The 18,517-nt window shown below is 52.6% G+C and carries 13 protein-coding genes; 8 read left to right on the forward strand and 5 right to left on the reverse strand.

The window, feature by feature from the left end; translation table 11 throughout:
• Positions 1 to 10: 10 nt before the first annotated feature.
• Positions 11 to 1,126 carry a Ger(x)C family spore germination protein gene (locus tag ACKGJP_RS10960; protein ID WP_409345688.1) on the forward strand — a complete coding sequence of 372 codons (1,116 nt, stop codon included), beginning with the start codon at positions 11 to 13 and terminating at the stop codon, positions 1,124 to 1,126.
• Positions 1,127 to 1,300: 174 nt separating this feature from the next.
• The gene (locus ACKGJP_RS10965; RefSeq protein WP_409347131.1) at positions 1,301 to 2,251 is read left to right on the forward strand and encodes an ABC transporter substrate-binding protein; all 951 of its coding nucleotides are present in this window, start codon (positions 1,301 to 1,303) and stop codon (positions 2,249 to 2,251) included.
• A gap of 70 nt (positions 2,252 to 2,321) precedes the next feature.
• On the opposite strand, the gene ACKGJP_RS10970 is transcribed toward ACKGJP_RS10965, so the two are convergent.
• Positions 2,322 to 3,317: a helix-turn-helix domain-containing protein gene (locus ACKGJP_RS10970; protein WP_409345689.1), complete on the reverse strand. Its 996-nt coding sequence runs from the start codon at positions 3,315 to 3,317 to the stop codon at positions 2,322 to 2,324.
• Between the two features lie 121 nt (positions 3,318 to 3,438).
• On the opposite strand from ACKGJP_RS10970, the gene ACKGJP_RS10975 reads away from it, so the two are divergent.
• Together ACKGJP_RS10975 and ACKGJP_RS10980 are read left to right on the forward strand one after the other, a co-directional pair.
• Positions 3,439 to 4,689: a DegT/DnrJ/EryC1/StrS family aminotransferase gene (locus ACKGJP_RS10975; protein ID WP_409345690.1), complete on the forward strand. Its 1,251-nt coding sequence runs from the start codon at positions 3,439 to 3,441 to the stop codon at positions 4,687 to 4,689.
• 39 nt (positions 4,690 to 4,728) lie between these two features.
• A complete protein-coding gene (locus ACKGJP_RS10980; protein WP_409345691.1) occupies positions 4,729 to 5,586 on the forward strand; it encodes an amidohydrolase family protein in 858 nt (285 codons plus the stop codon).
• 167 nt (positions 5,587 to 5,753) lie between these two features.
• Here the strand turns inward: ACKGJP_RS10980 and ACKGJP_RS10985 are convergent, their stop codons facing one another.
• Complete coding sequence (locus ACKGJP_RS10985; RefSeq protein WP_409345692.1) at positions 5,754 to 8,906, reverse strand: glycoside hydrolase family 2 TIM barrel-domain containing protein; 3,153 nt, start codon at positions 8,904 to 8,906, stop codon at positions 5,754 to 5,756.
• Positions 8,907 to 9,372: 466 nt separating this feature from the next.
• Here ACKGJP_RS10985 and cyoE point away from each other — a divergent pair, with 466 nt between their 5' ends.
• A complete protein-coding gene (cyoE, locus tag ACKGJP_RS10990; RefSeq protein ID WP_409347132.1) occupies positions 9,373 to 10,299 on the forward strand; it encodes a heme o synthase in 927 nt (308 codons plus the stop codon).
• Positions 10,300 to 10,983: 684 nt separating this feature from the next.
• Here cyoE and pepF read toward each other — a convergent pair.
• From pepF to ACKGJP_RS11005, 3 genes are all read right to left on the reverse strand, one after another.
• Positions 10,984 to 12,774, reverse strand: coding sequence for an oligoendopeptidase F (gene pepF / locus ACKGJP_RS10995; protein WP_409345693.1), 1,791 nt, complete (start codon positions 12,772 to 12,774; stop codon positions 10,984 to 10,986).
• A 219-nt stretch (positions 12,775 to 12,993) separates the two neighbouring features.
• On the reverse strand, positions 12,994 to 13,182 hold the full coding sequence (locus ACKGJP_RS11000) for a hypothetical protein (RefSeq protein WP_409345694.1): 189 nt from the start codon (positions 13,180 to 13,182) through the stop codon (positions 12,994 to 12,996).
• Positions 13,183 to 13,320: 138 nt separating this feature from the next.
• Positions 13,321 to 13,554 (reverse strand): hypothetical protein, encoded by a 234-nt coding sequence (locus ACKGJP_RS11005; protein ID WP_409345695.1) that lies wholly within the window; start codon positions 13,552 to 13,554, stop codon positions 13,321 to 13,323.
• Between the two features lie 240 nt (positions 13,555 to 13,794).
• Between ACKGJP_RS11005 and ACKGJP_RS11010 the strand changes: the two genes are divergently transcribed.
• From ACKGJP_RS11010 to ACKGJP_RS11020, 3 genes are all read left to right on the forward strand, one after another.
• Positions 13,795 to 16,074, forward strand: coding sequence for a helix-turn-helix domain-containing protein (locus ACKGJP_RS11010; protein ID WP_409345696.1), 2,280 nt, complete (start codon positions 13,795 to 13,797; stop codon positions 16,072 to 16,074).
• A 143-nt stretch (positions 16,075 to 16,217) separates the two neighbouring features.
• On the forward strand, positions 16,218 to 17,387 hold the full coding sequence (locus tag ACKGJP_RS11015) for a hypothetical protein (RefSeq protein ID WP_409345697.1): 1,170 nt from the start codon (positions 16,218 to 16,220) through the stop codon (positions 17,385 to 17,387).
• Positions 17,384 to 18,469: a sialidase family protein gene (locus ACKGJP_RS11020; protein WP_409345698.1), complete on the forward strand. Its 1,086-nt coding sequence runs from the start codon at positions 17,384 to 17,386 to the stop codon at positions 18,467 to 18,469. The genes ACKGJP_RS11015 and ACKGJP_RS11020 overlap by 4 nt, the downstream gene beginning before the upstream one ends.
• Positions 18,470 to 18,517 lie beyond the last annotated feature (48 nt).

The following is an 18,517-nucleotide window of genomic DNA, read 5'->3' on the forward strand; positions in this document are numbered from 1 at the left end:
GCCGAGTCGGTTGATCGCGAGAGTGATCATGGTCCTCACGGTTCTGTTTGCGGGCATGTTGAGCGGCGGGTGTTCGATGACGGTCGAACGGACGACGATCGAAGATTTGGCGATGATCGGGGTTCTAGGCATCGACTATGTCGACGGGCATAACGTCAAAGTAACGATCTCGTATCCGCAGCCGAGCGAAGGAAACAAGGGGCTGTCGGAAACGCAATCGGCCGAGTCGCAATTCGTCGAAGAGGGCGTCATCAAGCTCTCTTCCGCATCGGACCGCAGCTTAAGCACGGCGCAGGTGAGAGTGGTGCTTTTCGGCGAAGAATTGGCCAGAAAGCAGGGCGTCATGCCACAGGTCAAACACTTATACCGCGATCCGACGATCGGGGACAGCGTCTTGTTCGCAATCGTACGGGGCAGCGCGGAAGAAATGATGAAGCACGAATACGGGAATAAGCCCGAGTTCAGCACCTATATGAACAATTTGCTCCATCCCCGCCAAGTAACGGCATTCAGCCCGTTCATGACGCTGCATCGGTTCGTGTTCACGGCGACCGACCAGGTGTCCGATCCGATGATGCCGATCGTAAAGCTGGAGGAAGATACCGTTAAAATAACCGGAGTCGCCCTGTTCAAGGGAGATAAAATGATCGGCGAGCTGTCGGACGAGGAAGCGAGACTCGGCGAGGCGGTACGCGAAAAACAGGATTTGCCGAACATGAAGCTCTATTTAGGCGATCGGCGCGGCAAGACCGGCAACCATGTCATCCTACAGTTCGTGCATACGAACGAAAGTGTCAGATCTAGCGGATTGCCGGATTCGCCGCATCTCCACATTAAGCTGAAGCTTAGGGCGAACTTAATGGAATACAGCGGGAGCGAGGATTTGGAGAAGCCGGAGGAGCTGGAGAAGCTGGAGGCAAGAGTAAGCCGGGCGCTGAGGCGGGATGTGCTGCTCTTATTGGAAAAACTCCAAAAGCTTGGAATCGATCCGCTTTCGCTTGGGGAGAGCATCCGCTCGAAGACGAGAGGAGCCTGGAGCAAGGAGCATTGGGAAGCCCTGCTTGCCAAAACGTCGTTCGACGCGGAGGTCAGGACGCAAATCGTCAACTACGGAGTCTTGAAATAAATCCGGGCTCAGGAAAAACGCGCAAGGAGGCGTTCGGAGCCTCTTGGAAAAGGTTAACAAGTTGACAAAAAGGAGCGCTCTGTGTAGGATAAATAATTGAAATTGAGAATCGTTTTCATAACTTGAAGGGGTGCGAAGAAATTGTTGTCCATTCGAAACAAACAAGGGTTTACGATGCTTGTCATGATCGTTTGCGTATCGCTAATGCTGGCCGCTTGCGGAGCGGGCAAGCAAGAAAATAAGGATACGACGGGAGCGGGAAATCAAACGCAAGAAACGGCGAAGCCCTATGTGGTCAAGCATGCGATGGGCGAAACGCCGCTTAACGCTGCGCCCAAACGCGTCGTCGTTCTAACCAACGAAGCGGCGGAGGCGGTATTGTCACTCGGCGTGAAACCGGTAGGTTCGACCCGTGCTTTCTACGGGGACGTGTGGTATCCGCATATGAAGAAAGAGATGGAAGGCGTAACGGATTTGGGTACCGAACAGCAGCCGAACATCGAAGCGATCGCTTCGCTCAAGCCGGACCTCATTATCGGCAACAAGCTGCGTCAAGAGAAGGTGTACGATCAACTGAGCAAAATCGCTCCGACGGTTTTCTCCGAAACGCTGCGCGCCGAGTGGCAGAACAACTATAAGCTGTATGCCGAGGCGGTAGGCAAAAAAGCGGAGGGCGACAAAGTGCTTGCCGCATTCGACAAACGCGTCGAGGAACTGAAAGCGAAAGCCGGCGACAAGCTGAAGCAAAAAGCTTCGGTTGTCCGCTTTATGCCGGGCAAAGTACGTATTTACTACAACGACACGTTCCCTGGCGTCCTGTTCAAGAAGCTGGGCATTCCTCGTCCTGAGGTGCAGAACAAGGAAGAGTTCATGGCGGAAGTGTCGAAGGAACGCATTCCCGAAATGGAAGGCGATATCCTGTTCTACTTCACGTACGAAACCGGCAATCAAGAGGCAAGCAAGGCGGAGAAGGAATGGACGAACGATCCGCTCTGGAAAAACCTGAACGTCGTCAAAGCGGGCAAAGCGTATAAAGTCGACGATGTCGTCTGGACGACGGCGGGCGGCGTAATGGCGGCGAACTTGCTGCTCGACGATATGTACAAATATTTTGATGTGAAATAATAAGCAAAAGGCTGTTTCTCCGGCACAGAGGGTGCTTGAGCGACAGCCTTTTTTTGTCGAGCGTGTGCAGTTATCCTTCCAAAGCCGAGTGTACCGGCATTACGATTCCGCCGTTCCGATGCGCATTCCGGTATTCGGTCGGCGTCATTCCCGTATGCATCTTGAAGACCCGGGTAAACGTCCGAAACGATTCGAAGCCGACTTCCGCCGGCAAATCCGTGACCGTCATATCCGTCGAGACGAGCAAGCTGATGGCGCTGCGAATGCGTAGCGCGTGAAGGTATCCGAGAAAGCTTTGTCCGGTCTGTTTCTTGAAGGAGCGGCTGAAATACGGCGGGCTGATGCCGTATCGGCCGGCGAGCTGATCCTGCTTAAGGCTTTCCTTATAGTGCAGATGAACGTATTCCACGACGCCGCGCATGTCGTCAGCCGGACCGATGGGTGCCCCCTGCTGCTCCTCGAGCGGCTGGAAAGCGTCATTCGCGGGCGGAAGCGTCTTACGTACGTCGCCGGAAAACGCTTCAAGCGCAGCTTCGTCCTCCGCATTGGAGCGAGTGTGCGCCCGGATCAGCAGGAGCAGCACTTCCGTCAGCTTTGCCAGAAGGAAGCTGGTTCGGCCGATTTCCGAGTGCTCGTTCTCCCAAAGCATCTCGTCCATTATCCGGTTCATCCGTTCCTTCTGTTCGGCGTTCAATCTCACATATGGAGGTCCGTGGCTGCCGAACTGCAGCAAATAGCGATAGTGGCTGGACGATAGCGGGGTGCCGGACAACAATCCGACGTCGAAAATAAGGCAATATTTGCGAATATCCGGCGAGCCGGGGTCGGATTGGAACTTATGCAGCTGATGAGGAGGGACGAATGTAAGCGTTCCGGGGAGCAGCGGGTAGTTGACGCCGCCTACCGTCTGCATGCCGCGGCCTTCAAGCACGAAGGAGAGCTCGGCGAAATCGTGATGGTGCAGCGCCGATCGTTCAAGTCCGTATGTCCAAATCATAAACGGAAATTTGCGCTGCCCTCCGTTGGTGTCCAAAACAATTTCCTGGTAGTAAGGAAATTGCGCCATAAGCATGCTCACCGCCTTTCAGTCAATAAATGGCCGTCATCCGGAAAAAAATGACCTCTGTCTGTTATGCCCCTATTTTATCATAGAAACAAGGAAGATAGATTATGGGAGGGACAAAGAAATGGATGAAAATAAACTGGCCATACACGGCGGAAGCAAAATCAAAACGACTCCGTTCGGCACCGGCAAACGATTCGGATTCGAGGAAGCGAAGGAGCTGTTGGAGGCGCTGGAGCAAAACACGCTATTTTACCACTTTGGCGGGAAGGTAAAGCGATTCCTAAGCGATTTTAACGAGCTTTACGGGGTCAAGCACAGCGTTGCGGCATCGTCCGGGACGGCTGCCATTCACGTGGCCCTCGGGGCGGCAGGCGTTACGGTGGGCGACGAGGTCATCACAAGCCCGATCACGGATCAGGGGACGCTCATCGGTATTTTATACCAGAACGCGATTCCGGTTTTCGCGGATTTGGATCCGCATACGTACAACCTCGATCCACAATCGGTCGAAGCCCGCATTACGCCGCGGACCAAAGCGATCGTCGTCGTTCACCTTGCAGGCAATCCTTGCGATATGGACGCCATTATGGCGATCGCCGATAAATACGGCATTAAGGTGATCGAAGACTGCGCGCAAAGCTATTTGACGCGATACAAAGGCCGGCTGGCCGGTACGATCGGGGATTACGGCTGCTTCAGCACGAACGACTTCAAACATATTTCGACGGGAGACGGCGGCATCGTCACGATAAACTCCGGCGAAGACGAGGACTTCTATCGGACGCATGCTTTCGCGGACAAAAACTATATGCGTTTCGGATCCCAAGTCGTACGGGATTTGAACTATTTGGCGCCGAATTACCGGATGACCGAGCTGCAGGGTGCCGTAGGCATCGCCCAGCTCAAGAAGCTGGGATGGATATGCGACAAACGCCGCGCGTACGGCGACCGGCTGACGGCGGGCATTCGCGATTTGCCGGGCGTTCACGTGCATAAAGTGACGGACGAGTCAGAAAGCACGTACTGGTTTTATATGTTGCGCGTCGACGAAACGAAGCTTTCCTGTACGCGGGACGAATTCGCAAGCGCGCTTGCGGCTGAAGGGATTCAGGCAACGGCGGGTTACATTCCGCAGGTCGTCTATATGCAGCCGTTGTTCCAAAACAAGCAGGCGTACATCGGCTCCCACTTCCCGTTCGAGCTGTCCGACTTCAGCTATGACTCAGGGCTGTGTCCCGTGGCGGAGGATATATTGAAAACGGCTGTCCGACTGCCGGTGAACGAATTTTTCACGGACGGCGACATCGAGGACATGATCGCGGCCATCCGCAAGGTAGCCTTGTATTACGGCGCGCTGCAGCGCGCCAACTAATACCGGATTTGGTCCGGATTTCGACCGGAGGGCGACACGATGATCATCGACGTTCATAACCATCCCGATTGGTACGGGTATGATCTTGATAAGTTTTTGGAAAACATGCGTCAGTACAACATCGACAGAACTTGGATGCTCAGCTGGGAATCCCCGCTCGACGAGTATGATCCGTCCTACAACAAGATTGTTCCCGATCACGACGGGAGCGGCCCGATTTCGTTCAAACGGTGCGTGGAGTATGCCAGGAAGCATCCCGACAAATTCGTGATCGGCTACGCGCCGGATCCCCGCCGGCCCGATGCGATCGACAAGCTGCATGCGGCGGTCGAGCTTTACGGCGTACGCGTATACGGCGAGCTGAAGCTCAGGATGATGTACGATAATCCCGACGCGATTCGGTTGTATCGGTATTGCGGCCAAAAAGGACTGCCGGTGCTCGTGCATATCGATTACGAATTCGACAGCGGCGTGAAATACCCGCGTCCGAATTGGTGGTACGGCGGCGGCATCGGAGCGTTCGAGAGAGCGGTGGCGGCATGTCCGGAGACGGTCTTTATCGGCCATGCGCCCGGTTTCTGGGCGCATCTGTCGGGGGACGACCAGTATAACAAGGTGCCGTACCCAAGCGGGCCGATTGAACCGGGCGGCAAGGTAACCGAAATGATGCGCCGATATCCGAACTTGTATTGCGATATTTCCGCAGGCTCCGGGCATCGCGCCTTAAGCCGGGACCTGTCGTTCACGCGCGAGTTTCTGACGGAATTCCAGGACCGCGTTCTGTATGGGCGGGACTATATGGATAACATCCATCAGACGCTCCTGAACGAGCTCGGACTGGAGAAGCAGGTGCTGGACAAAATATATAGCGGCAACGCGCTTCGCCTTGTTCCATAGGGTATAGCACCGTCCGTTCCTTTCAGCCCATAACCTTGCTTAACGAAACAAGCCCCGGAGCCGCATAATAAAGCGGACTCGGGGCTTGTTTGCAAGGGATAAGGCAATTCGGCCAAGCTTAGATATGTTGTATAAGTGAGCGTTCGCATCTAGTGCCGCTATCGGTCTCAGGGTTCAAGCGTCTGTTTACCTAGAGCTGCCGGAGAGATGCAGTCGGACGTAAACGGCTTCAGCCGGATGCCGAAGCGGAATTCCCCGGCGGTTAACGTATACTGCGGCGAGACGTCGGGACCGCAGCTGGCCGAGCCGATGCCGTGCTGCGCGAAGTCGAGATGCACGACGTACTCGCTCCGCGGCGCGAGCTCATGCGTATGCTGCGCTTTCTCCAGCTCGGCCGCGTCGTAACGCAGCGCGCTGAAGTTGAATGGTGCGGCGGAACCGTTATGCGCTTCCGGCGAGGCGAACAATCCGGCTCCGCGGAGGTCGGTGAACGCCACCCAGCGAACGTCCGTCCGGTTTCCGTTTTCTTGCGGATAAATGTAGCGGAAGTATAACTCGTCCGTCGGCGTCCGGTAAACGCCGATCCGTCCGGCCAGCTTCGTATCGCTGTACGATTCGCCGGGGCCGCGGCCGTACCACTCTGTCCGTTCAAGAGATTCCGGAACGGTCAGTCGCAGTCCGATACGCGGGAAGGTAGCCGGCATGCCTCCGCCCTGAGGCGCTCCGGATACGTCGATCACGACGTCGCCGCTGCCATAGACGGTGTACGTATAGGCGGTGCGGATGCTCCAGGCGAGTACAGGCGGCGCCATGTGCGCACGTACTTCGACGACTACGAACTTGCCGTCCTCCGCTGCGCGCCATTCGAAGCTATCGATGCGGGTTGTCAGCGCGTGAAGACCGGCCTTGCGCCATTCTACCGCGGAACGGTGATCATTATCGGTCGGAGCCCGCCAAAAATCGAGCTTCGGCCCGTCGTTCAACACGTTCCTTCCTTCGAACGTCCAAGAGGCAATCGTCCCGTACACCCGGTCGAAAGTCAGCGTGAAGCCGGCTCCTTCAACGGTTAGCGTTGCGGCGGTTACTCTGCAGGAGAGCGATGGCATGGCGGACACCGTAAGCGGAACGGAGGCTGGAGTCTCGACCGGTAGCTGCCATTGTCCCCATGCCACCTCGTGGCCGGCGGCGGCCCACAGCGTATCGCTCGCCAGACCGAACGATACGTTCAGCCAATAATCGGTGCCGGGCTGAGCATGCGTAGGCAGAGCGTAGGGTAGCGTAATCGTTTGGCTTGCGCGTGCGGCCAACGTAACGGAAGGAGCCGTCCCGGATTGAATAACTTTGCCGTCGGCCGTTACATTCCACGAAAGCCGCAAATGCTCCAATCCGCTAAAGTCATACCGGTTCGTCAGCTTTAGACTGCCTTTTACAAGGTCGACCGGTTCGATTTTCACCGGTTCCAGCACTTTTTTGTATTCGATCAGCCCCGGAGTAGGCGTACGGTCCGGCTGGACGAGACCGTCGATAACGAAGTTGTAATCGTTCGGCTGATCGCCGAAGTCTCCGCCGTAAGCGAAATATTCGACGCCTTCCGCCGTCTTCTGCCGGATGCCGTGATCGAGCCATTCCCAGACGAAGCCGCCCTGCAGCCTAGGATAGGCGTAGAACGTCTCCCAGTATTCCTTCAGCCCGCCCGGGCCGTTGCCCATTGCATGGGCATATTCGCACAAAATATGCGGCTTCTCTTTATCGGCTTGACTTCCGAGCTCAGCCAGCTTCTCGATGCCGGTATACATGGTGCTGTATACGTCGGAAGCGACTGCTTCCCGGTCGCCTTCATTGTGAATGAGCCGGGTCGGATCGAGCCGCTTCGCCAGCTCATACATGGCCACATGATTACGGCCGAAGGCGGATTCGTTGCCGACGGACCACATGATGATCGACGGATGGTTTTTGTCCCGTTGTACCATGCGCTCCATGCGGTCAAGATAAGCCGCCTCCCATTCAGGGTTGTCCGTTGTCCATGCTTTTGCCTCCTCGAACCCGTACCCGCCTTCGGTCATATAGAAGCCGTGGCATTCCAGATCCGCTTCGTCCATCACATAGAGGCCGTATTCGTCGCACAGGTCGTAGAACCGCGGATCGTTGGGATAGTGCGACGTCCGTACGGCGTTGATGTTATGCCGCTTCATGAGCAGCACATCTTCAAGCATCCATGACAAAGGAACGGCTTTTCCGAGATCGGGATGATGGTCGTGACGGTTGACGCCCTTAAGCATGACAGCAACGCCGTTCACGAGGAAATTGCCGTCTTTCAGCTCGACGGAACGGAAGCCGACACGCTGCGGAACGACTTGAAGCACGTTGCCGTTCGAATCGCGCAGCGTCAATAGCAGATGATACAAATACGGATTTTCCGCCGACCATTTGCGGGGACTCGCAATCGGCATATGCAGCTCGGCCTCCGCAGACCGGCCTTCGGAAGCGTTCAAAGAGGCCTCAGCTGTTCCGCCTTCGACGGGAACATAATCTGCGTCAAGCAACTGCGCTTCCAGACGGCACGAGCTCGCGCTTCGGCCGCCGATTTTCGCGTTAACCTGCAGGATCGCATGCTCGTAGCCCCCGTCAAGCTGCGTGCGGACGAATACATCCTCGACATTCGCACCGCTTGGGGCCGCTATCAGGTAAACGTCACGAAAAATCCCGCTTAGCCACCACTGGTCCTGATCCTCGATATAGCTGCCGTCCGACCATTGATAAACGCGGACGCCGATTGAGTTGTCCCCGGTCCTGGCGATATCGGTAATATCGAATTCGGCGGGGATACGGCTGCCTTTGCTGAAGCCGGCAAACTTGCCGTTCACCCAGACGTGGAACGCGCTGTCGACCCCTTCAAAGCGAAGTGTAATACGTTTCCCGGCCCACTGCTGCGGCACTTGAAACCCCCGAACGTAGGAGCCGGTCGGATTTTCCGTCGGCACGTAGGGAGGGTTAACGGGGAACGGGTACTTGATGTTCGTATAATGGGGCTTCCCGTAGCCGTGCATTTGCCAGCTGCCTGGCACCGCAAGATCGTCCCAGCTCCGCGTGTCGTAAGTTTCCTCATAGAAACGATCGGGCGCATGAGCGGGCGTCTCCGCATAATGAAATTTCCAGACGCCGTTCAGCATCCGTACGGAGGCGGAGCTCCCGCGATCGTAGGTTAAGGCCGATGCTGCGTCCGCGTAGGGAATAAATAAAGCCCGGCTGTCGAGCCGATTCCGGTGAATGAGCTGATGATTTTCCCAATCCGGGCGGCTGGATTCGTGATTTGCGTTCATCGTAGGAACCTCCATCTAATTATGTTATGAGATGATATGAATAGGATAACTTTCGCCGGTTCAAGGTTCAACGCGATTATTTTCGGTTGAATAGAACAATATTCAGAAGAGTTGTGTTTCGCAATAATTCCGGGTTGACAATGGGGACGGCAATTATTAAGGTGGAGTAACATGGATTGGCTAATAGGAGCAGGGGGAGAAGCGAAACGGCAAGACGCGAGCGTAATAGCCTGTGGTATAATAAAAGTTAATAAATAATTCTTAAAAAAATGTACGTTATGTGTATTTCATCACAGAAACGTGTTTACACTTGCAAATTTGCTATTATTTAAGGGAAGCGCATAATAAGCATTCGATCGTCAGCCGGGTAATGGACCTCATGGACCGGTTTTGAAGGAATTGGGAATCATAATGCAAAGCGAGAAGGAATGAATAAAGGATCATGCATAACGATATGAACAACGATATGAAGAACGATGGACAAGAAGCCGCTTTACCGACATCGCAACAGACGTTGTCGACCATTTTGGCACAAACCGTCAAGACGGGCATTATTAAATCGAATCTAATTCCGATGTTTGCGGGATTGACACTGGCTTTATACACCTATCGGATCGAATTGTCCGATAAACTGCTCGAGACGATTGCCGCTACGATCGGTTCGATTTTAGTGATAGGCGCCGCAGGTGCCTTTAATAATTTGTACGACCGGGATATCGACTCGATTATGGTGAGAACCAAAAATCGGCCGACCGTAACGGGCGCCATAAAGCCGAAATCCGTTCTATGGCTAGGAATCGTCATGTCCGTTATCGGGCTTGCAGCCCTCGCGTTAGCAAGTCCTCTAGCCGCCTTATTGGGATTTTTGGGTTTGTTTTTCTATGTGGTCCCTTATACGATGTGGAGCAAACGCCGGACGATTTATAACACGGAAGTGGGAAGCATTTCGGGAGCGATGCCGCCGCTCATAGGATGGGCCGCCATTCATCCGGACATTACGCATCCTGCCATACTCGGGCTTTTTATCATTACCGTCATTTGGCAAATGCCTCATTTCTATGCGATAGCGATACGCAAGCACGATGAATATAAAGCGGCAAACGTCCCGATGCTGCCGGTAGTCAAAGGCGTTAAAAGAACCTATATTCAAACGAATGTTTATCTGGTCATCTTAATTGCGGCTAGCTTTCTTTTTCAGTCCTTAAGCGTAGGCATTATGCTCGTCGCGCTTCTTTTAAGCGTCGCATGGCTTGTTTTAAGCGTGGTCGGGTACAAAAAAATGGATCCGGAGAAATGGGCGAAGTCGCTGTTTATTTTTTCGCTCTTCCATATGACCTTTTTATTTTCGACAATCATCATCTATTCGTTGGTTGGGATCTTTTTCTTAATGTAAAAGACTGGCCTATAGGTCAGGTCAGCTAGTTAGAAGGGGAAGTGTGTTTTGTCGCAAAAGGGTTGAGCAGCGTTTAGACTGCTCAATCCTTTTTTTCTTATCGGGAAGAGCGTAGATCTTCCTCGCGCGGAACGATCATAGTTCTTAGTGAAGCTGCGTTCACTATTTATGAACCCAAGTTCACTATTTTTACTCCAAGGCCCCTCTTTGGAGCGGATAGTGAAGCATACGGGACTATTTGGCCGTAAGGTTCACTAATAGTGAAGTTACCTTCACTATTTCGCGTGGAGGCGCATTTTTGAGCTCGGATAGTGAAGATAGGTTCAGTAATAGTGAACTTTCGTTCACTATCCTGCCCGTACACACGCTCAGATTGCGAAGGCCAGTTAGTCAGGAGGGGGAAGCGCATTCATTCTGCTGAGACATTTAGTGAAGGGTGTAAGAAGTGGTGCTGATGATGAGTTGGTAGCGATGAGGTGCTAAATGGTGTTAGTGATGCGGTGTAAGTGGTGTAGTGGCGAGGTGTAATGGTGAGGTGAAGTGGCGGTAGTGAAGGGGGTTAGCGAAGGCATTGAGCGAAGAGGATTCATAAAAAAAGAGGCTATCCCTCTGCCATTTACATGGCTTTGGAGACAGCCCCTTATACATTCGGGAAGACGGAAATCCTTCCCCTAAGGCGAAGGGTTATTTCGTCAAAGCTTCCATCTGCTCGATCAAGTTCTTAAACACGCTCATCGCTTGATTAACCGGCTCCGGAGAGGACATGTCTACGCCGGCGCGCTTCAGAGTATCCAGCGGATAGTCGCTGCCGCCGCTCTTCAGGAAGCCGAGGTAACGGTCGACGGCCGGCTGGCCTTCGTCCAAAATTTGCTTCGAGAAGCTTGTGGCCGCCGAGAAGCCGGTCGCATATTTGTACACGTAGAAGCTGTTGTAGAAATGGGGAATGCGGGCCCATTCCATCTCGATATCCTTGTCGACGACCATGCCGTCTCCATGGTATTTCTTGTTTAAGTCGTAATAGATTTTGCTCAAGTCCTGAGGGGTCAGAGACTCGCCCTTTTCCGCTTTGTCGTGGGTGATCATTTCGAATTCCGCAAACATCGTCTGACGGAAAACGGTCGTCCGGAACTGGTCGGCGTAGTAGGTGAGCAGGTACATTTTTTCCTTCGGATCGGTCGATTTCTTCAGCAAATAGTCCATCAGGAGAGCTTCGTTGAGCGTCGACGCGACTTCCGCGAGGAAAATCGGGTACTGCGCATACCGGTATTCGTTGTTCGCATCCGAGAAAAACGAGTGCAGCGCATGGCCCATTTCATGCGTCAGCGTAAACATGCTGTTCAGATTGTCTTTATGGTTGAGCAGCACGTAAGGGTGCGTCCCGTAGGAGCCCCAGCTGTAAGCGCCGCTCCGTTTGCCTTCATTCTCGTACACGTCGATCCACCGGTCGTCGAAGCCTTCCTGCAGCGCGTTCAAATACGTTTCGCCGAGCGGCTTCAAGCTGTCCTTTACGGTGGTTTTGGCTTCATCGTATGTAATGTCCATCTTGAACTGATCGACCAGTGGCGCGAACAGATCGTACATATGAAGCTCGTCGACCTTGAGCAGCTTTTTGCGCAGCTTCATGTAACGGTGCATCAGCGGCAGCGCCTCGTGGACCGAACCGATCAGGTTCGTGTACACTTCCTTCTTAATGTTGTCGCCGAATAACGACATTTCGAGAACGGAAGGGTATTTGCGGACGCGAGCGTAGAAAGCGTTCTTGTTAATTTGAGCGGCCAGCGTGGCGCCGATCGTGTTTTTGTTCTTGCTATAGGTTGCATACATCGTTTCAAAGGCATTTTTGCGCACATCGCGGTCAGAGCTTTCCAGGAACTGGATATATCGACTGTGCGTCAGCTCGATTTCCTCGCCCTTGTCGTTCTTCACCTTCGGAAATTTCATGTCGGCATTGTTCAGCATATCGTAAATCGTGCTCGGCGCTTGCGACAGGTTGCCGACCTGCGCCAGCAGCGCTTCTTCCGCTTGAGACAGCACGTGCGGCTTCTGGCGTTTAATCTCTTCGAGCGTCTGCTTGTAGAAAGCGAGCGACGAATCGTTTACGAGCGCATTCAGCTTCTCGTCCGGCAGTCCCAGTATTTCCGGGGTAATATACGACATCGCTTCGTTTACTTCGACGCCGAGCTTCTTCACTTTATCGGAGAGGGCCTGGTAGGTCGGCTCCGCCATATCCTCATGGTGCTTCATGTTGGCATAAACGTATAACCGCTCGGTTGACAGAGAGATTTCGTCTTCCAGCACGAAGCATGCCTTCATTTCCGCCGCATCATGCAATTTCCCTTGGAAAGCGGCGATGTTTTTCAGCTTTTGCTTAACGGTTTCGTATTCCTGATCCCAAGCCTTCTGGCTCGGAATCATATCTTCCGTGTTCCAGCGGTGCTCGGCTGGCACCTCCGCGCGTTTAGGCAGTTGACTCATGGGAACCCTCCTCGGTTGGTTTGATGGTTTGGCCGCTCCCTCGGCAGACGGGGAGGAGACCGGGTGAACGGCGGTGCTGGCAAGCAAGCCGGCGGTCAGCAAGAGGGGAATCAGACGCAAAGCGATCGCTCCTATTCGCCGCAAACATATGTATTTGCGAGCCGTTTTCCCCTTAGTATGTACGGTGCTGGATAAGCTATCCAAGACGGGCGTTTCCGCTTACGTCATTTTCCCCATGTTCAGAAAAGAGTAGACGATAAGCACGAACGACATGCAGATCATAACGAGCGCGAGAATCGCCAGATAACGTTTGAACTGCGGTGCCAGCGAATCCCTTTTCATAATCAAAATCAAGGCAAGCGAGAACGAGACGATGATAAACGTCAAAATCGATCCGCCGTCAATCATGGCATTTCCCCCCTGCGCGTGCGGCTGCCAGACCTCTATTTTTTGTTCGGCGTCTGCCGGGCAAACTCCTCTTTTTAAGGTATTCGGAGATGCCCGCAAAGTATCATCGAAATTTTAGTCGGATGAACGGGTTTACAATCAAATTTCGCGAAACGCTTTCATTATTTCTTCCCATTCTTCTTCGGTGCCCTCGTATTTGTCCTTTGGAAAGCGATGCTCGGCCCAGTGCATCAGTTCCGGACGGGAAAGAAACGTATGGCACTCCTCGCCCCACTGATCCGATATTTCCCGGACAATAATGCTTTTGCCGTTCACCTCGACGTTCAACATGTTCCATTTGTCTTTTTTATAAATTTGATGCTTCTTGATCATATCGCATGCCTCGCTTTGTGATGGTAGTTGTGCTTCAAGTTGCTTGGGTTCCAAGATGTATCCCATTATACACGATTATTTGATTGGTACGAAATCGTGACTCGGCAGGGCAAGCATATTTTTTTGAGGTTGGTGATTATTCCGCTGAAGACGGTTAAATTTTGCGTGTAAAACTCGTTCTTGCTTTTGCAAATCGATATGGTAGACTTCACCAAAAGGCTATTCATGGGAGGTACAACTTTGATCGCTGCTGTATCGGTTCACATGCAGAAAAAGTGGAACGACCGCTCCTTATACCGAAAGCTGATCGTAACGATGATGGTGATCGCCATATTTCCCCACTTCCTGATGAGCAGTATCGCTTACTTCAACGTTTCCGCCACGTTGCAGGAAGAATCAGGAAACAACAACATGAAATATTTGAAGCAAACGATCAACGCGGCGGAAATCGTCGTCCGGCAAATATTGGACAGCTCGCAGCAGCTCGTTCTGAGCCGATCCTTTCGCGACTTTGAAAGCTTTCCGAACAGGTATTACTACGAAACGATGTCGGGTGCCTTCGAGCAGCATGACTTGCCTGTACATTATTCTTATTTGTTAAACAAGCAAAGCGTTGTCGATAACATGCGTATTTTTAAACTATCCAACGCATTCGTCGACTCCGTTTATTTCTACGAGAGAGAGAATAATCTTGTATTGGCCGTCAACAACGACAATTCCAGCACGACGGTACCTTTTGACGAATTTTATGACAAGGACTGGTATGACCCGTTAAACAGTTCTATTTTATCCCCGATCTTTATGGATACACGCAGCGCCAGCCGATATAGCGGCGATAAGTTCAACGCGCTTACGATCGTTTTCAAAACGAATGCGAAGGACAATGCGATCCTGATCAACCTGGACGCGGAAAAAATTTATCATCACATTATCAATAAGATTAACCCTCAGGACGATCTGTATGTTACGAACGGCGATGGCAGGATTCTTTTGAACAAAAACGCCGCTCATCTGCACCGGAATATCCGCAGCTTATTTGCGGAAGCGGATAAGACAGAAAGTTCCGGCAGTTCTTTCCAAAGCAAATTCGATGGCAAAAAGGTACTTGTCTCTAATTACACTTCAGAGATTCTTCATTGGACGTTTTTCAATGTCGTCAATTTGGACGAGTTGTTGAACAGCCTCACATATTTGAAACGGACGATCCTGTTTTCGGCCGCTCTTCTACTTCTTTTAACCGTTCTTCTGTCTGTTCTTTCCTCGAAAAGGCTTTACCGTCCGATCGCTATAACGATAAACGAGAGAGATTATTTCAAGGAAAAACTGGAGGAAAGCCTGCCGTATTACCGAGAGCGGTTCAAGCTTTCGCTGCTTAAAGGGCAAGCCGGCACCACTGTGGAAATAGCAGAAAAAATGGCATATTTGCAATTGAACATCTCTGCGCCCCCATTGATGGTCTTTGTGGTGTCGTTCGACCCCGACCGTCCGGGCGGCGGGCCGGAAAACGCGGTCGCGTCCGACATGAACAACATTCGGATTATCGATGCAATTGACAATAGTGCTGCGTTCAAGTCCTGTTCTTTCACAACCGTGGATGCCGCCTCAGACAGCGTGGCTATTATCCTGACAGCAGAGGATATGGATTTAGCCGGTGTATTTCGCTTGGCCCAAACGCTGCTCGAAGAGTTGGAACGGACGTTAAACAACCGCTTGTCCATCGGCATCGGACGGCAATGCGTTACGATTGCCGAACTTCCTAAAAGCTATGAAGAAGCGGAAGAAGCGCTGAAATACCGGATGCTGCTTGGCGGCAGCCAAGTCATTTATATTGATGATGTCGTGATTGACGGCCAAATCCACTTCAAGTATCCGAATCGGAAGGCGGAGCTATTATGCGGGTACGTAAAAACCGGCAATTCCGCGGAAACAAACCGCATATTCGATGAAATCGCTTCCGAAATCGCTTTAGGCAAAAACAAGCTGCACTACAACGAGATTTTACCGATATTCGTCCGATTGTTGACCGATATCGTCGGCACTCTGAGCGCGCTTGGCGCCGATCCGCAGCAAGTGTTCAAGAACGGCGGCAATCCGTACCGGACTTTAGTCGAGCAGAAGTCGCTTGAACAGATCGAGACGTGGTTCCGCCATTTCATCGCGCAGGCTGCAGATTACGTCGGCGAAGAAATGAAGGTGAAAGGCAATCATCATATCACAAAGGTACAGCACATATTGGAGCGGGATTATGCGAATGACATATCGCTGCAATCGGTATCGGAGCAGTTGAATTTGAACCCCGCTTACGTTAGCCGGCTTTTCAAGCAAATTTCAGGCAAATCATTCGTCGAACATGTAACCGCCTTGCGGATGGAAAAAAGCAAAGAAATGCTTGTGCAAAGCGAGATGAAAGTCAATGAGATCGGCCGACAGGTCGGGTATCAGAACGCTTACTACTTCATCAAGGTTTTTAAGGAATATACCGGCGTCACGCCGGGTGAATACCGCAAATTATTCGGCTGACGCAAAAAAACATTACGTTTGTATAAAATTTATTATTTCGGACGCCGCTTATCGCATGCTATTTTGTGGTTGGGCGGCACCGTGCTAACGGCTCCCGCTCCTGATAGATAAGTTGATTCGAAAAATTGAACGGAGGGGAAAACATGAATGACTCGGAAAAGGTCGGTTTGATCAGCAGAAGGAAGCTGCTTGCTTCCATCGGCGCGGCAGGCGTCGCTCTGGCATCCCATGGTTTATTGAACGGACGGGCAACGGAGGCGGTTTCGGGCAACGATACCTCGGTCACAGACGCCGTGTATAAGGAAAAGAAAGAAAAGAAGAAAGAGTATAGCGCTGCCGAATGGATTGCGATCGCGGTAGCCGACAACTTTTGCTGGAACGGAAATATGGATATATGGCAGCGAGGAGCCGTTTTCACCTCGTTCCCGAGCAGGAAACATACGGCAGACGGATGGAGCTTTGCGCGAACCGGGTTTGCCGGCGGCGCGACGATCAGCCAGCAGGTAGGCGAGTACGGCAACAATTTTGCGCTTCGGGTCCGCCGGAATGATGGAGATGCGTCCTCCGCGCAAATGACGCTTGTTTATAACCTGTCGGCATCCGATACAAGACCGGTTATCGGCGATAAGGTTACGGCGTCTTTCGTCCTGCGTACGGGCAGCGGCTTTTCTTCCGCTAACCTGACGGCGCAAATCAAAGGCAGTACGAACGTGACGGAGCAGTCCGTCACAGCCGCGAACGGCTTTTACTCCTCGGGCGACAGTACGCTGGCAGGCATCCTGGTTACTGCGTCCGCGACCAGAGCGCGATATGAACTATCGGCTGACGTACCGGTCAACGTGAAGCAAATTGCGCTTCGCTTGACCTATGCGCCGACGGGTACCGCGGCGGAGGATTGGTTTGAAATCGAGCAGGTCAAGATTGAACGCGGCCCCGCAGCGACGCTATTCGTACCCGATCCGATCTCCGAGTGTTTGCGAAAGGCGCAGCGGGAGTTTGCGAAAAGCTACAATTACGACGTAGGCGTTGCCTTCGCAACGTCGGAAGGCGCGCTTCGGGAGCGCGCAAGAGGCACAGAGGCTCAGGGAGCGATTAATATGAACGTGCGCTTTGCCGTGCCGATGCGCGCCAACCCTACGGTTACCGTCTATAGCCCGGATTCCGGAGCCAGCGGGAACCTGTTTAACGGAAGCGGAGATATTGGCGCTCTCGTATTGAACATCAATACGACCGGCTGTGTCATTACGAACAACCAGGCGACAACTGTCGGCAGCCTGTATTCCTGCCATTTTACCGCGGAGGCGCCGTTATGATATCAGCGTATTCGGGATCGGAATATTCGATTGTCGCGATCAAGGACGGAGTGACGCTTACCGTTCCCCGCACATTGCTGAATGCCGACTACAGAGAGATTCTCGGGCTTCAAACGGTACTTATCGACAGACGGGAAAACGTCTATAACGCCTTTCCCGATCTTAGGAAAATAGGAGGCTCCTTGGTCGGTATTTATTCTACCGGGGCCGGACACGCAAACAGCGACGGCCAAATGATGGCAAGGAGCGATGACGGCGGGCATACTTGGCAAACCAAACGTTTTTTCGACAATGCTACGCTTGCCTATGATCCTTCCCTTTTGGACGGCTTGCTGGCAGTCGGGGATATAATCGTTTTCAAAAATTTCTCGGTCAAGAAAAATGTAAGCGGATACAGTTGTGCTTCTCACGGTACGGTTTCGAACGGAAGCGTCAAGTATGCGCTTTGGGGACAACCGATCCGGCATGGCGGGATATTGCTCAGAACCGGATACGGCGTAAACGGGACCGATACGGAGACGGCGCTCTTGCAAAGCGTTGACGGCGGACTGACGTGGTCGTTCAGATCTTTAATCGCTCGCGTTGCCGGCAGAAAGTTTTCAGAGGCCGCACTTATCGAATGTGCCGACGGATCGGTTCTTTCGGTTATTCGCGAAGACGGCTTCAACAAATCCCGCTTCATGGTTTGGACACGATCCGTGGACGGAGGTACGATCTGGTCGTCCCCAGTACAATTTGATTTCAGGCACATCAACGGCACCCAGCCTTTCCTGATTCGTTTATCGAACAACAGCCTTTTGCTTATGGCCGGCGATCGTGTAGGCGCCAGCGGGTTAAACTCGATCGGTATTGATCATACGGGCCAGCAAATAACGGGAATATCGTGTTGGAAAAGTACGGACAACGGGAACACATGGACGTACAGAACGATGATCGATGCCATGTGGTCGACGGATGGCGGGCAGCCGGTTGCGGTGCAAACGGAAGACGGGAAGATTGCCTGCTTGTTTTATCATGCCTTTAACGGATTGGAGGAGCCTGCTGTCGAATGCTCGATTTTTGATCCGGACGGCATCGTATAAAGGCGTAGTTGGCCTAATACTTTTTTGACAACTATAAAAAATAATACG

It is taken from the genome of Paenibacillus litoralis (assembly GCF_046244365.1).
Taxonomy (GTDB): Bacteria; Bacillota; Bacilli; order Paenibacillales; family NBRC-103111; genus Paenibacillus_V.

What these genes read in the sequence shown, in the direction of transcription:
- ACKGJP_RS10965 (WP_409347131.1), top strand. Translation starts at nt 1,301, where the DNA reads ATGCTTGTCATGATCGTTTGCGTATCGCTAATGCTGGCCGCTTGCGGA.
- ACKGJP_RS10970 (WP_409345689.1), bottom strand. Translation starts at nt 3,317, where the DNA reads ATGGCGCAATTTCCTTACTACCAGGAAATTGTTTTGGACACCAACGGA.
- ACKGJP_RS10975 (WP_409345690.1), top strand. Translation starts at nt 3,439, where the DNA reads ATGGATGAAAATAAACTGGCCATACACGGCGGAAGCAAAATCAAAACG.
- ACKGJP_RS10980 (WP_409345691.1), top strand. Translation starts at nt 4,729, where the DNA reads ATGATCATCGACGTTCATAACCATCCCGATTGGTACGGGTATGATCTT.
- ACKGJP_RS10985 (WP_409345692.1), bottom strand. Translation starts at nt 8,906, where the DNA reads ATGAACGCAAATCACGAATCCAGCCGCCCGGATTGGGAAAATCATCAG.
- cyoE (WP_409347132.1), top strand. Translation starts at nt 9,373, where the DNA reads ATGAAGAACGATGGACAAGAAGCCGCTTTACCGACATCGCAACAGACG.
- pepF (WP_409345693.1), bottom strand. Translation starts at nt 12,774, where the DNA reads ATGAGTCAACTGCCTAAACGCGCGGAGGTGCCAGCCGAGCACCGCTGG.
- ACKGJP_RS11000 (WP_409345694.1), bottom strand. Translation starts at nt 13,182, where the DNA reads ATGATTGACGGCGGATCGATTTTGACGTTTATCATCGTCTCGTTCTCG.
- ACKGJP_RS11005 (WP_409345695.1), bottom strand. Translation starts at nt 13,554, where the DNA reads ATGATCAAGAAGCATCAAATTTATAAAAAAGACAAATGGAACATGTTG.
- ACKGJP_RS11015 (WP_409345697.1), top strand. Translation starts at nt 16,218, where the DNA reads ATGAATGACTCGGAAAAGGTCGGTTTGATCAGCAGAAGGAAGCTGCTT.
- ACKGJP_RS11020 (WP_409345698.1), top strand. Translation starts at nt 17,384, where the DNA reads ATGATATCAGCGTATTCGGGATCGGAATATTCGATTGTCGCGATCAAG.